This is a genomic window from Aquitalea sp. FJL05 (genome assembly GCF_003852595.1).
Lineage (GTDB): Bacteria > Pseudomonadota > Gammaproteobacteria > Burkholderiales > Chromobacteriaceae > Aquitalea > Aquitalea aquatilis.
Map to the genome: position 1 here is coordinate 35365 of NZ_QAJS01000008.1, position 13654 is coordinate 49018.

Annotated in this window: 12 protein-coding genes; 3 read left to right on the top strand and 9 right to left on the bottom strand. The window is 61.0% G+C overall.

The features are described from left to right. Positions 1–28: 28 nt before the first annotated feature. Positions 29–700 carry an energy-coupling factor ABC transporter permease gene (locus DBR44_RS07870; RefSeq protein WP_124643542.1) on the bottom strand — a complete coding sequence of 224 codons (672 nt, stop codon included), beginning with the start codon at positions 698–700 and terminating at the stop codon, positions 29–31. A 107-nt stretch (positions 701–807) separates the two neighbouring features. Between DBR44_RS07870 and nadC the strand changes: the two genes are divergently transcribed. Together nadC and DBR44_RS07880 are read left to right on the top strand one after the other, a co-directional pair. Further along, positions 808–1650 (top strand): carboxylating nicotinate-nucleotide diphosphorylase, encoded by an 843-nt coding sequence (nadC, locus tag DBR44_RS07875; RefSeq protein WP_124643543.1) that lies wholly within the window; start codon positions 808–810, stop codon positions 1648–1650. A gap of 133 nt (positions 1651–1783) precedes the next feature. Continuing rightward, complete coding sequence (locus DBR44_RS07880; RefSeq protein WP_124643544.1) at positions 1784–3652, top strand: diguanylate cyclase; 1869 nt, start codon at positions 1784–1786, stop codon at positions 3650–3652. A 1-nt stretch (position 3653) separates the two neighbouring features. Here the strand turns inward: DBR44_RS07880 and DBR44_RS07885 are convergent, their stop codons facing one another. The 8 genes from DBR44_RS07885 to DBR44_RS07920 all read right to left on the bottom strand — a co-directional run bounded on the left by DBR44_RS07885 (position 3654) and on the right by DBR44_RS07920 (position 12309). Next, entirely contained in the window at positions 3654–4262 is a 609-nt protein-coding gene (locus tag DBR44_RS07885) for a CoA pyrophosphatase (RefSeq protein ID WP_124643545.1), read from the bottom strand. Between the two features lie 5 nt (positions 4263–4267). Continuing rightward, positions 4268–4912, bottom strand: coding sequence for a trimeric intracellular cation channel family protein (locus tag DBR44_RS07890; protein ID WP_233578429.1), 645 nt, complete (start codon positions 4910–4912; stop codon positions 4268–4270). A gap of 93 nt (positions 4913–5005) precedes the next feature. After that, the gene (gene rho, locus DBR44_RS07895) at positions 5006–6262 is read right to left on the bottom strand and encodes a transcription termination factor Rho (protein WP_103522856.1); all 1257 of its coding nucleotides are present in this window, start codon (positions 6260–6262) and stop codon (positions 5006–5008) included. Between the two features lie 122 nt (positions 6263–6384). Further along, positions 6385–6711, bottom strand: coding sequence for a thioredoxin TrxA (gene trxA / locus DBR44_RS07900; protein ID WP_045847065.1), 327 nt, complete (start codon positions 6709–6711; stop codon positions 6385–6387). A gap of 157 nt (positions 6712–6868) precedes the next feature. Beyond that, on the bottom strand, positions 6869–8440 hold the full coding sequence (locus tag DBR44_RS07905) for an ABC transporter ATP-binding protein (protein WP_124643546.1): 1572 nt from the start codon (positions 8438–8440) through the stop codon (positions 6869–6871). Between the two features lies 1 nt (position 8441). Then, entirely contained in the window at positions 8442–9473 is a 1032-nt protein-coding gene (locus DBR44_RS07910) for an ABC transporter permease (protein ID WP_124643547.1), read from the bottom strand. After that, complete coding sequence (locus DBR44_RS07915) at positions 9470–10519, bottom strand: microcin C ABC transporter permease YejB (protein WP_124643548.1); 1050 nt, start codon at positions 10517–10519, stop codon at positions 9470–9472. Before DBR44_RS07915 ends, DBR44_RS07910 begins: the two co-directional genes overlap by 4 nt. 2 nt (positions 10520–10521) lie before the next feature. After that, a complete protein-coding gene (locus DBR44_RS07920) occupies positions 10522–12309 on the bottom strand; it encodes an extracellular solute-binding protein (protein ID WP_124643549.1) in 1788 nt (595 codons plus the stop codon). A 330-nt stretch (positions 12310–12639) separates the two neighbouring features. Here DBR44_RS07920 and fabI point away from each other — a divergent pair, with 330 nt between their 5' ends. Then, entirely contained in the window at positions 12640–13428 is a 789-nt protein-coding gene (fabI, locus tag DBR44_RS07925) for an enoyl-ACP reductase FabI (RefSeq protein WP_103522851.1), read from the top strand. Positions 13429–13654: the final 226 nt, after the last annotated feature.

The window sequence follows — 13654 nt, forward strand, 5'->3', positions numbered from 1 at the left end:
AGGGGTGAAGCGCCGGCAGGCAGCCGGCTCAGATTTCCGGTCCGCGCCCCAGATAGGCCGCATCATCAAAGGTCATGACCCACTGCGGCCGGTAGACGATCAGAATGGCCATCACCAGACCGCTGATGAAAGCCTCGGACCAGGACAGCAAAAAGTAGAAGGGCAGCGCCTCTTCCAGCAGATAGTCCGCAGCGTAGCCACCGCTCAAACCCAGCGCCAGCATGCCGGCCGCACCGCTCAGGAACAGGCTGAGCCCGCCAGCCACAAAGGCATTGAGGAAGACATAGACAAACAGCTGTGCCGGCAGGTGTCGCCGTGCCAGCTGCAGCAACAGGCTGCTCAGCGCTACCGGTAGTGCACCTGCCAGCAGCCAGTTCAGCCCCAGCGCCAGCACATCACCATGGCCGCCGGCCACCAGCGCCAGCAACAGCAGCGCCATGGCCAGCAAGGCCAGCCAGGGTCCCATCAACAGGGTAAGTACCGTCGCCCCCAGCAAGTGAAAGGACAGGCCGGGCTTGAGCCCGCCCTTCATCAGCCACAGGCCCAGCAGCAACACCGCCGCGCCCATCCAGGCGTTGCAGGCAGCGGCATCCAGCTGACGCCAGCGCACCCGCGTGGCGGCAAAACCCAGCGCCAGCCCGGCCACAGCCGCCGCCGTCCACAGCAGCCACAAGGGAAACAAGACAGCAGGCAAATCCATGAATACTCCAGCCCGACAAGGTGTTGCGCATGATACCACCGCGACGATAAGCCCCACAGCACCGGCATCGCTGGGTACAATAGCGCTTTTGCCATCAGGGTTCCGACATGAGCAAGCAGCCAGCCCACCACCTTATCGCCCAACAGGTCAGCATTGCGCTGGCCGAGGATATTGGTCAGGCCGACTGGACCGCCCAGCTGATCGAGCAGTCCGAGGAAGGCTGCGCCACCGTACTGCTGCGCGAAGAGGCCGTGCTGTGCGGCAAGGCGTGGTTTGAAGAGTGTTTCCGTCAGGTTGACGAACGCTGCAGCGTGATCTGGCAGGTGCGCGAAGGCCGCAAGATCGCTGCCGGCAGTGTGCTGTGCGAAATCAGCGGCCCGGCCCGCGCCCTGCTCACGGCCGAGCGCTCTGCGCTCAACTTCCTGCAAACCCTGTCGGCCGTGGCCACCCAGACCCGGCGCTATGTGGATGTGGTGGCCGGCACCCGCGCCCGCATTCTGGACACCCGCAAAACCCTGCCCGGCCTGCGACTGGCGCAGAAATACGCAGTAACCGTCGGCGGTGGCGACAACCAGCGCATCGGTTTGTACGACGGCATCCTGATCAAGGAAAACCACATCATGGCAGCTGGCGGCATCCGCCAGGCGCTGGAACAGGCTTTCCGCATCATTCCACCCGGCGTCAGCCTGCAGATCGAGGTGGAAAACCTGGACGAGCTGCAACAGGCACTGGATGGCGGTGCCAAACTCGTCCTGCTGGACAATATGTCACTGGACGACATGCGCGCCGCCGTGGCGCTGAGCGCCGGCCGTGCGCTACTGGAGGCCTCCGGCGGCGTGGACATGCACAGCGTGCGTGCCATCGCCGAAACCGGGGTCGACCGCATCTCCATCGGCAAGCTCACCAAGGATATTCAGGCCATCGACCTGTCCATGCGCTTTCAGCACTGAGGCCATAAAGGCCGGCACACCGCCGTGCTCAGCGTAAAAGTGTCCATTTGCGGATTTACGAGGTATACCGGATAGAGCACACCGGAAAGACAGCCGTACAGGCTGCGATCATTTAAACGGGGAAAACCACATCTTGCGCAAGCAACAACAGGCAAAGGGCAAGCGCGCCAAATGGCTGGCGGCGATCTTTCTGGCCAGCACCTTGCTGGTGGTCATTCTCGACCTGGCCGGAACCCGCCGTCAGGGCGAGAGTGAAGCACGCAACCAGGCTGCCGGCTTGTCCGAGCTACTGGAAGAGCGGCTATCGTCCGGCTTGCGCGAAACCAGCCTGATCCTGAAAAGTGCCAGCGACAGCAATCTGGTACAGCTGCTGCTGAACAAGCACATGCTGTCGCAGGAGCAGGAGCAGCGCATCGACGTGCAGATGCGCGGCAAGCTGCGCCAGATGCCCTATCTGAAGCAGATCGACATTCTGGATAGCTCCTGCTACGTGCTGTATTCCAGCCAGAAGCACAGCCCCTCCTCCCAGCTGAAAACCGACTACTGCCGCTGGTATCACCGCAATGGCGGCCAGGACAGCAGTTTCACCTCCACCCGCCAGGAACAGGAGCAGGATGGCATCGTGCTGGTACAGAAGCTGCTGAACCAGGATGACGAAGCCATCGGCATGGTAGTGGGCCTGCTGGACAAACATTTCTTCCAGGCCGAAGTGGCCAAGCTGCCGGTAGGTCGTTTCGGTGAAATCCTGGTGCTGGATCAGCGCCAGGTACTGCAAGCCAGCTGGCCGGCGCAGAAAGGCAGGACCGAGCAGGCCCTGAACGAGCTGCAAAGCACCGAAGTACTCGACCGCCACGACAATTATCTGCAGTTTCGTGCCCGCTCCATCCTGGATCAGGAAGTGCGGCTTTATAGCTCGCGCCTGATGGAAGGCTTTCCCTTCCATGTGGTGGTGGGCATTGCCGAACGCGACTTTACCCGCGCCTATAACGACAAGGCCACGGTGGCCATTCTGGCCTGGCTGTTTACCGCTGGCCTGACCATGCTGACCCTGCGCAACCATCTGGCCAGCATCCGCCAGAACCGCTTGCTGTCTGCCAGCGCCGCACGCATCCGCGAAAGCGAAGAGCTGGCCAGGCTCACCCTGGACACCGCCCCGGTGGCGCTGCTGCTGGTGGCCACCGACAACCTGCGCATCCTGCGCGCCAATGCACCGGCGCGCGACATGCTGCAGCTGCCAGCCGCTCCGCAGCGTGCGGATGGCCAATCGGCCATGCTGGATCTGCCGCTGCAGCTGGCGCCGGTCTGCGACTGGCTGCGTAGCGGCGAAGTCATTTCCAACCGCGAAGCCGAACTGGAGCGCGCAGACCAGAGCAAGCTGTGGGCCATCGTCTCGGTGGAGCTGATGCCGCAGCAGCAGATCCCGGCCGCACTGATAGCGCTCTACGATATTTCCGAACGCAAGGCTTTGGAAAACGAACTGGAAGACAAGAACCGCCTGCTGAACGAGATGGCCATCACCGATCCGCTGACGCGCCTGAGCAACCGCCGTCATGCCGATCAGGCCCTCAAGGAAGAATTGCAGCGCTGCGAGCGCTACAGTCAGCCGATGTCGGTAGCCGTGTTCGATATCGACCACTTCAAGCAGTTCAATGACAGTTTTGGCCATCAGGCCGGCGACAATGTGCTGCTGGCCGTGGCTAATGCCGCGGTGGACTGTACCCGTAGCACCGATGTATGTGCCCGTATCGGTGGCGAAGAATTCCTGGTGATTTTCCCCTGCACCCGCTTGCGTGATGCGGAAAAAGTCATGGCGCGCATACAGCAAGTACTGGCCGGCACGGTGTTTCCCTTTACCGACGAGAAAGTCACCTTCAGCGGGGGCATTACCGACTGGCGCCCCGGCGACACGCCATCCGGCATGCTCAGCCGCGCCGACAAATTACTCTATCAGGCCAAGATGGCCGGGCGCGACCTGATGCTGAGCGACAGCAACGCCGACTGAGTCAGTCCGCCGTGTCCAGCGCCTGCGACAGCAAGCGCAACATGGCAGCCGTCGCCCCCCAGATGGTGAACTGCTGCCACTGCATGGCCAGATAATGCCCGGCCACCCCATCGCGCACGTAGCTGTGCTTTTCATACTGCCGGCCATCCAGCGCCAGTTGCAACGGCAGCTCGAATACCTCGGCCACCTCGCCCGGCTCCAGGCTTAGCTGCAAGGGTGGCTGCACCATCGCCACCACCGGTGTCACCACAAAGCCGGTAATGGTGACGTACTGCGGCAAGACACCCAGCACATCCACCTGTTCGGAAGCCAGCCCGATCTCCTCGCGCGCCTCGCGCAGCGCGGCGGCAATGGCCGAGCTGTCCTCGGCATCCACCTTGCCACCCGGAAAGCTGACCTGGCCGGCATGCGTCGACAAGGACTCGGTACGTCGGGTCAGCAGCACCGTGGGGCCGCTGTCGTGCCAGACCAGCGGTACCAGCACGGCGGCCGGTCGCTGCCCCTCCTGCACGCCGCGCCACGGAATATCACCGGCCTGTCCATCGAAGACAAACCCGGCCAGGCACTGGCGTATCCAGTCCTGGGCTTCATCTCTGTCCGCCGGCCACATGGCTGTCATCCTTTTTTTGATTGCGGCCCTATCTTGGGCAGGGCCAGCTCACTCCAGTGCGCAAACAGACGCACCGCCAGCCCTGCCAGAAACAGCAATTGCAATAACAGGGTATTCACCCAGGTCAGCTGGTCCATCACAAACAGACCACCTGCTACCAGTATGGACACCGTGCCGTAAAAATCCTTGTGCAAGATGAAGGGAATGTCATTCACCATCATATCGCGCACCACGCCGCCCCCGACTGCGGTGATGAAACCCAGCAACACCACGCCAAAAGCGTTCAGGTCATACATCAACCCGACCTGGGCACCGGTAATGCTGAAAGCCACCAGCCCCAGCGAATCGGCAATGATGAACAAGCGCTCCAGCGTGCGGCTCTGTCGCCGGTGCAGGCGCAGCAGCGCCGAAGCCAGCAAGGTGGCGGCAATAATGGCCAGACTGGTGTAATCGAAAAACACCAACGGCACCCTGGCCACCAGCACATCGCGGATGATGCCGCCGCCAATGGCGGTGAGCAAGGCCACCACCACGATGCCCAGCAGGTCCAGTTGCTTGCGTACGCCGATCAGATAACCGGAAAAGGCAAAGGCAACCGTGCCCAGGGCGGAAAACACTTCCATCTGAAAAAAGCGGCTACTGATTTCCATCACAGACCATCATCAACAAAAACGCCAGACCTTGTCAGGCCCGGCGTCGGGTTTTGCTTATGCATTCCGCAGAATGCCGTTCTTGCTGCCGGCTTAGCGGCGCATGGAGTCGAAGAAGGCCAGATTGGACTTGGTGGCCTTGATCTTGTCCTGCAGGAATTCCATCGCCTCGATGTCGTCCATCGGGTACAGCAGCTTGCGCAATACCCAGATGCGCTGCAGCTGGTCTTGCGGCACCAGCAGCTCTTCGCGACGGGTACCGGAACGGTTGATGTTGAGTGCCGGGAAGATGCGCTTTTCCGCCATACGACGATCCAGATGGATTTCGCAGTTGCCGGTACCCTTGAATTCTTCGTAGATCACATCGTCCATGCGGCTGCCGGTATCGATCAGCGCGGTGGCGATAATGGTCAGGCTACCGCCCTCTTCCACATTACGCGCGGCACCGAAGAAACGCTTGGGGCGCTGCAGGGCGTTGGCATCCACACCACCAGTCAGCACCTTGCCGGAGGCCGGTACCACGGTGTTGTAGGCGCGGGCCAGACGGGTCACCGAGTCCAGCAGGATGACCACGTCCTTCTTGTGTTCAACCAGACGCTTGGCTTTTTCGATGACCATTTCAGCAACCTGCACGTGGCGGGTAGCCGGCTCGTCGAAGGTGGAGGATACGACCTCGCCCTTCACCGAGCGCTGCATTTCGGTCACTTCTTCCGGACGCTCGTCAATCAGCAGCACAATCATCACCGCTTCCGGGTGATTGGTGGTGATGGCATGCGCGATGTGCTGCAGCATGACCGTCTTGCCGGACTTGGGCGGTGCCACCAGCAAGGCGCGCTGGCCTTTGCCAATGGGGGCAATCAGATCGATGATGCGGCTGGTAATGTTTTCCTCGCTGCGGATGTCGCGCTCGAGCTTGAACTGCTCGGTCGGGAACAGCGGCGTGAGGTTTTCAAACAGGATCTTGTGCTTGGAGTTTTCCGGCGGCTCGCCATTGACCTTGTCCACCTTCACCAGCGCGAAGTAGCGTTCGCCATCCTTGGGGGTGCGGATCTCGCCTTCGATGGAGTCCCCGGTGTGCAGATTGAAGCGGCGAATCTGCGACGGGCTGACATAGATGTCATCCGGGCCAGCCAGATACGAGGTATCGGGGCTGCGCAGGAAACCGAAGCCGTCCGGCAGCACTTCCAGGGTGCCCTCGCCGAAGATGCTTTCGCCTTTTTTGGCCTGGTTTTTCAGAAGCGCAAAAATGAGGTCTTGTTTGCGCAGGCGGTTCGCGCCCTCGATCTCGTTGGAAATAGCCATTTCCACGAGCTGGGATACATGAAGGTGTTTGAGATCAGATAAATGCATAGCGGCCGTTGGTCGACTCGTAAAGATTGAGCAGAACGCTGTTTGTGGGGTGTAGATGCGGATACGAAACAGGCGGCTGATGCGCCGCCTGCTTGAAGAATGTTCAGTCGAGAATAGACGCTTTAGATGTGGCTGTCAATGAAGGCGGCCAGCTGGCTCTTGGCCAGTGCGCCCACCTTGGTGGCGGCCACTTGGCCGTCCTTGAAAATCATCAGCGTCGGAATGCCGCGAATGCCGAATTTCGGCGGAGTCAGCTCGTTCTGGTCGATGTTGAGCTTGGCCACTTTCAGGCGACCGGCGTATTCCTTGGCCACTTCGTCCAGGATGGGGGCGATCATCTTGCACGGACCACACCATTCCGCCCAGTAGTCGACCAGTACCGGCACATCGGCCTTCAGGACGTCTTGTTCAAAGGAGTCGTCGGTTACGTGCAGGATAAGATCGCTCATGGCTTCCTCTAGTATTCGGGGTGGTTTGCAGTGTCGTTAGCCGCTGATGTTAACAATTGACTGCCTGCGGGGCAACCGCGGTTTTGCCGCCCTGCCGGCCGGCACAGTGCGGTGATCTGCGGCTATCTATAGACAATGGGAGCGCCAGCGGCGCTTTTCAAGAGTCCGGCAAGGCCGCCGCCAGCAATTGGCGGGTATACGCCTGCTGTGGCGCAGCGAACAGCTGGCCGGCAGCGCCCTGCTCCACCACCCGCCCGGCCTGCAACACCAGCACCTGATGCGCTACCGCGCGGATCACCGCCAGATCATGACTGATGAACAGATAACTGAGGCCGTATTTGCGTTGCAGGCTGCGCAACAACTGCAGCACCTGTTTTTGCAGCGTGGCATCCAGGGCACTGGTTGGTTCGTCCAGCAGCAGCAGCTTGGGCTTGAGAATCAGTGCGCGGGCGATGGCAATGCGCTGGCGCTGGCCACCAGAGAATTCATGTGGATAGCGTTCCATGAATTCATGATGCAGGCCCACTTCGGCCAGGGTGGCCACCACCTGCTGGCGGATTTCGGCGCGGCTGAGCTGCGGCTGGTGCAGCTCCAGCCCTTCGGCCACGATCTGGCCCACGGTCAGCCGTGGCGACAGTGCGGCGAACGGGTCCTGGAATACCACCTGAAAATCCTTGCGCGCCCGGCGCAGGGCTCCACCGCGCAAGCCCTGCAAATCAACTGCATCCAGGCTGATCTCGCCCCGGCACGGCAGCAGGCGCAACAGGGCCAGGCCCAGCGTGGTTTTGCCCGAGCCCGACTCCCCGACAATGCCCAGCGTCTGCCCGGCCGGCACGCTCAGTGACACATCATGCAATACCGTCTGCTCGCGCCGGCGCAGGAGGCCGCGTTTCTGTACATAACTGACGGCCAGATTGCGTGCCAGCAGACGGGGTGGCATGGTGGAGGCGGCTTCCTCGTCCAGTACATCCGGCCGGCTGGCCAGCAATTCGGCGGTATACGGGTGAGAAGGCTGGTGGAACACCTGCGCCACCTTGCCGCTTTCCACCACCAGCCCCCCGCGCATCACCACTACCTTGTCGGCAAAACGCTGCACCAGATTGAGGTCATGGGTAATGAACAGCACGGCCATGCCCAGCTCCTGCTGCAATTCATCCAGCAGTTGCAGGATCTGTGCCTGTACCGTGACATCCAGCGCCGTCGTCGGCTCGTCGGCAATCAGCAAGCGTGGCCGGCAAGCCAGGGCCATGGCGATCATCGCGCGCTGGCGCTGGCCACCAGACAGCTGAAAGGGGTAGCTGTCGATCTTGTCGGCGGCCTCGCTGATGCCGGTGCGCAGCAACAGGCGGATGGCTTCGGCACGGGCCTCGCGTGCCGTCAGCCCCAGATGCAGGGTCAGGGTTTCGCAGATTTGCCGGCCGATGGTGAACAAGGGATTCAGCGCATGCATCGGCTCCTGGAAAATCATGGCGATATCGCGGCCGCGTATCTGGCGCAGGCGCTTTTCGCCCGCCCCCAGCAGCTCTTCGCCGGCCAGGCGGATGGAGCCGCTCAGCCGGACATCAGGATTGAGCTGCAGCAGGGCCTGGGCAGTCACGGTTTTGCCGGAGCCGGACTCGCCTACCAGCGCTACCTTCTCGCCGGCCGCCACGCTGAAGCCCACCGAGGACAGCACTTGCTGACGACCAAAGTGGGCATTCAATGCGGCAACGGTCAACAGGGTTTCCATCTCAGCCTTTCCGGGTATCCATGGCTGCGCGCAGCCCTTCGCCGATGAAAATCAGCAACAGCAGTGTGGTGGTCAGCACGGCGAATGTGGGCAGGGCAATCCACCAGGCATCCAGATTATCCTTGCCCTGCGCTAGCAGCTCGCCCAGGCTGGGCGTACTGGACGGAACCCCCAGACCGAGAAAATCCAGGCTGGTGAGTGCCAGAATCGCCCCACTCACCCGAAACGGCAGAAAGGACAACACCGGCGTCAGGCTGTTGGGCAGCAAATGCCGCCACATGATCTGCAGACTGTTCAGCCCCAGCGAGCGGGCCGCCAGCACATATTCCAGCTGGCGGTTGCGCAGGAACTCGGCGCGCACATAATCAGCCAGCCCCATCCAGCCGAACACCGTCAGCAGCAATAACAGCAGCAGCAGGCTGGGCTTGAACAGCGAGGCCAGGATGATCAGCAGGTAGAGCTCGGGCAGGCTGCCCCAGATTTCCAGCAGCCGCTGCAGAATCAGGTCGAACTTGCCGCCGAAAAAGCCCTGCAAGGCACCAAACAGCACCCCCAACAGCGTGCCGGACACAGTCAGTGCCAGCGCAAACAGTACCGACACCCTAAAGCCGTAGATCAGCCGCGCCAGCACGTCCCGACCGCGATCATCGGTGCCCAGTACATTGTCGACCGATGGTGCCGCCGGATTGGGGCTGTCGGCAAAATAATTGACGGTGTTGTAGCTGTAAGGATTGGGCGCATAGATGGCGAAATTGCCTGGCCGGGCGAACTGGTCCTGGATGAAGGGATCGAGGTAGTCGGTAGCGGTATCAAAGTCGCCACCAAAGGTGGTTTCCTGGTAATCGAACAGCAAAGGGAAATACAGCTGGTCGTGATAGCGCACCACCAGTGGCCGGTCGTTGGACAACAGCTCGGCGCCCAGCGACAGCACAAGCAGCAGCAAGAACAGCCACAGGCTGAAAAAGCCGCGCTTATGCTGGCAAAAGCGCCGCCAGGCACGCTGACCGGGGGTAAGGCTGGGCGCATGGCTCATCGCTCACCTCCATCGAAACTGACGCGCGGGTCGACCAGCACATAGCTCAGATCAGACAGCAGCTTGGCCAGCAAGCCCAGCAAGGTAAACACGTACAGGCTGCCCATCACCACCGGATAATCGCGGCGCATCACCGACTCGTAAGACAGCAGGCCCAGCCCGTCCAGCGAAAACAGGGTTTCAATCAGCAGGCTGCCGGTAAAAAACGCGCCGATAAAGGCGGCCGGAAAGCCGGTAATCAGCGGAATCAGTGCATTGCGGAATACATGGCGGTACAGGATGGTCCGCTCGGACAAGCCTTTGGCGCGAGCGGTATACACATACTGGCGGCGGATTTCCTCCAGGAACACGTTTTTGGTGAGCATGGTCATCACCGCCAGATTACCCACCACCGACGCGGTCACCGGCAGCACGATGTGCCACAGATAATCCAGCACCTTGTCGAGGAGACTGAGGCTGGACCAGTTGTCGCTCACCAGCCCACGCAACGGAAACAGCTGCCAGAAACTGCCGCCACCGAACAGCACCAGCAAGGCCACCCCCAGCACAAAACCGGGAATGGCATAACCGATCAGAATAAGCGTGCTGCTGGCCAGGTCGAACAGGCTGCCGTCACGCACCGCCTTGGCAATGCCCAGTGGAATGCACAGCAGATAGGTGATGAAAAAAGTCCACAGGCCGATGCTCATCGACACCGGCAGCTTGGACAGAATCAACTGGGCCACCGACTGGTGATGGAAAAAACTGTCACCCAGATCAAAGCGGGCAAAGCCGGCCAGCATGTGGCCAAAGCGCTGCAAGGGCGGCTGGTCAAAACCGTAGAGCTTGCGCAATGCCTGCAGCTCCTCTGGCTGCAGGCCACCACGGCTCTGAGACGGGTTGCCACTGCTGACCGTCTCGCCGGCCACACCGCTGTGCCCCAGTTGCTGCACCATCTGCTCCACCGGCCCGCCCGGTACCAGCTGGATGATGGCGAAGGTGAGTGCCAGCACACCGATCAGGGTGGGAATCATCAATAACAGGCGTTTCAGGATATAGCGCCACATGATCATTTTTTCTCCCACCAGGTTTCGATGGCCCACGTGGTCGGGCTGTAATACAAAGGCAGCTTGGCGGGCTGGCCAAAGCGGTTCCACCAGGCCATGCGGTAATAAGGCAGATACCAGTTGGGCAACAGGTAATAGCCGGCGCGCAATACCCGGTCCAGCGCCCGGCTGGCGGCCTGCAATTGGCGGCGGTCGGCAAACTGCTGGAAGTTGGGCAGCAAGGCCTCCACCGCCGGATCGCACAGTCCGGCCCAGTTTTGCGAACCGGGGGTCTGCGCCGCCTGACAGCTGTGGAAGTCCAGCTGCTCGTTACCCGGGCTGTTGCTGGCACCGTACACCACCACCGTCATGTCGTAGTCGAAATCATTCAGCCGGCGCTGGTAGATGGCCGGGTCCACCAGGCGCACCGTCAGCGTGATGCCCAGCTTGGCCAGATTCTGCTGCCAGCCGCTGGCCACCCGGTCATACACCTTGGAATAGGTCAGAAACTCGATGCGCAAGGGCCGGCCACGGTGATCGACCAGCAAACCGCCTTCGTAGCGCCAGCCAGCCTCGAACAACAGCTGGCGTGCCTGGCGCAGATTGCGGCGGATGCCATAGCGGCCATCGGTAAACGGCGGCTCCACCGGCTGGCCGAATACCAGCGGGTCCAGCTTGTCCTTGATCGGATTGAGCAGTTTCAACTCGTCCGGCCCCGGCAGACCGCTGGCGGCCAGATCGCTATTGGTGAAAAAGCTGTTGCTGCGCTGGTACTGGCCATAAAACAGATTGCGATTGGCCCATTCAAAATCAAAGGCCAGGCTGATGGCCTGACGCAAGCGCTTGTCGGCAAACTGCTGCCGCCGCAGATTGAACACAAAGCCCTGCATGCCCGCACCGCGCTGGTGCGGCAGGGCTTTCTTGATGATGCGGCCATCGTCAAACTTGGCCCCGGCATAACCGCGCGCCCACTGCTTGGCCATGTTTTCGGCCGATACATCGAACTCACCAGCCTTGAACGCCTCCAGCCGCGCGGTTTCGTCCTGGTAATAGCGGTAGCTAATACGGTCGAAATTAAACATGCCCTTGCGTACCGGCAGCTTGGCTGCCCAGTACTGCGGGTTGCGCTTGAAGCTGATGTTCTTGCCCAGATCGTAACGCTCCAGCACATAGGGGCCGGAACCGACAGGTGGCAGCAGCGCCACATCGGCCAGCGACTTGCCAGCGGCAATCCATTGCCGGGAAAACACCGGCAACTGGCACAGCGTCATGTGCAGTTCGGAATTCTTGCGCTTGAAGTCAAAGCGGACGGTGGCGGCATCCAGCGCAATCGCCTGCTTCACATCGGCCCAGTACAGGCGATATAGCGGCGTGGCGGCCGGGTCACGCGTCAGGGTATTGAAGGAGGCCACCACATCGGCCGCCTGCAGCGGACGGCCATTGGCAAAACGCGCCAGCGGGTTCAGGTGAAAGCGTACCGACAACTTGTCGGCCGCCAGCTGCATGTCGTCGGCCAGCAGGCCATAGCAGCTATAGGGTTCGTCCTCGCTGGACACCCCCAGGGTATCCAGCAGCAGCGCCTGCACGCCATCGGCCTTGTCCCCCTTCAGGGTGAAGGGGTTGAGCGTGTCAAAACTGCCCTGTGCCGGCAATACCAACTGCCCGCCCTTGGGAGCCTGCGGCTCGACATAGTCAAAATGTGTAAAACCGGCGGCGTATTTCGGGGTATAGCCCATGGCCTGAGCCGGAGCAGCCATCCCCCTGGCAGCCCACAGCAGCAGCAAAACCCCTAGCCAATGTTGTTGTTTCATATTGTTGTGACTGCTTACGCATTAATCATGACTAGCTTATCATTGCGGTTTTCCGTTTTGCGGCTAGCGGCAACAGCCTGCCACCCAGCCCGGGCAGAACGGAATAATCATGCATCGTGGACAGGATAGCCTGTTTCCGGCTGGCGGCGGAACGCTCCAGCCCGTGGCGCACGGCCTGTTACCACGATATAAACCTTTTTCCGACCGTCTGCCGGACGCGCGATTCGCGGCCTTGCCGCCGCGTGCACGACGGCTGTCGGACAATCACCACGACAGCGTAGCGCAGGCTTGGGTATAATGCCCCCCTGTTTCTACCAAGAAGGACTCCAAATGGGCTTTCTGCAAGGCAAAAAAATTCTGATTACCGGCATGATCTCCAACCGCTCCATCGCCTATGGCATCGCCCAGGCGTGCCACAAGCAAGGCGCGGAGCTGGCTTTCACCTACGTGGTGGACAAGCTGGAAGACCGTGTACGTGAAATGGCCAAGGATTTCGGCAGCGAGCTGGTTTTCCGCTGCGATGTGCAGAGTGATGATGAAATCAACCAGCTGTTTGTCGATCTGGGCAAACAGTGGGATGGGCTGGACGGCCTGGTGCATGCCATTGCCTTCGCCCCGCGCGAATCGCTGGAAGGCGACTTCCTGGACGCACTGACCCGCGAAGCTTTCCACACCGCGCATGATGTGTCCGCTTACAGCTTCCCGGCGCTGGCCAAGGCTGCACGCCCGATGATGCAAGGCCGCAATGCCGCCCTGCTGACCCTGTCCTATCTGGGTGCCATCCGCGCCATCCCGAACTACAACGTGATGGGTCTGGCCAAGGCCAGCCTGGAATCGTCGGTACGCTTCATGGCCGCCAGCCTCGGCAAGGACAATATCCGTGTCAACGGCCTGTCCGCCGGTCCGATCAAGACCCTGGCTGCCGCCGGCATTTCCGGCTTCTCCAAGCTGCTGTCGATTGCAGCCGGCCAATCCTGTCTGCGCCGCAATGTGACCACCGAGGAAGTGGGCAACACCGCCGCCTTCCTGCTGTCGGACCTGTCCTCCGGCATTACCGGTGAAATCACCTATGTTGATGCTGGCTTCAGCATCAACTCGATGAACGTACCGGACGCCTGAGCCACCTGCGCGGTATGTAGGGAAGTTGCTTGGGCGAAAGCCAAGGCATCATTCCCGACCCATTCAAGCCGCACACCAAAGCGGGGCCATCCTTCCAGCAAGGATGGCCCCGTTTTTTATTTTCGCCTCATTCCCTCTTCTCGCGACAGTTCGCCCTCCCCTGTATCAATGACGATCAGTACAACTACGCATACATGCCATTCCGCATTGTCCATCTGTTAGGAAC